Consider the following 836-nt stretch of genomic DNA (forward strand, 5'->3'; position numbering starts at 1 on the left):
CGCTACGGGATGTAAGCAGCCAAAAACTGAATAGGGCTCAGTAGCCAAAAAACTGAGCCCACTGACACCACACATCCTGCAAACCTTGTCTATCACCCTTGATGAAACGCACTTTCTGACCCGGCTTCGCTTGCGCTAATCTAGGCAAATCTATTCTGGCAACACAACCAAGCTTTGGATATCCGCCAATGGTCTGGTGGTCATTGAGTAATACAATCGGATTACCATCATGGGGAATTTGAATGGCGCCTAGCGCGATCCCTTCAGATAAGATGCCATCATAAGGTGGCTTTACCGTATTTCCTTCAAGGCGATAGCCCATTCGATTAGAGTCTGGCGAGATCGCAAAGCTTCCCGAATAGAATTTTTCTTTAGCTTCAACACTGAAATCATCACATTGATAACCTTCAATAACGCGTAGTGTAATTGGCAAGTTGTAATCTGGCTTGAAACGAAATGTCATGATTCTTGGTTTATGGTTAGGTAATGAATGAGCGTCAAAAGGGAGAACATCTCCAGCTTTTAGAGCGTTACCATTGGCTTCTAGTCCACCTAATGCTTCACGAAGCACGGTCGATGAGCTCCCAAGGTGCTCAGGCACATTGAAGCCACCTTTTACAGCGAGATAGGCGCGAATGCCATTTCTCGCCATTCCGAACTGAAGCTTTTGACCTTTTTTTATCGAAAAATCCGACCAATTGGCAATAGGGTGACCATCCACTGATGCATTAAGATCGCCGCCACAAATTGCCAGGTGACAGTCTTGTAAGGCGACAAAACAAGCATTGCCTAACGTAATCTCAATTGCTGAACAATTCACGTGATTTCCAAGTAGA

General features: G+C 45.1%; 1 protein-coding gene. It reads right to left on the minus strand.

Translation table 11 applies throughout. The features are described 5' to 3' along the window. Window positions 1-37 precede the first annotated feature (37 nt). The coding region (locus R7Z50_RS26160) for a biotin-dependent carboxyltransferase family protein (RefSeq protein ID WP_318149565.1) at window positions 38-836 on the minus strand (799 nt) is incomplete at its 5' end.

It is taken from the genome of Vibrio sp. 1249-1, from assembly GCF_033340495.1.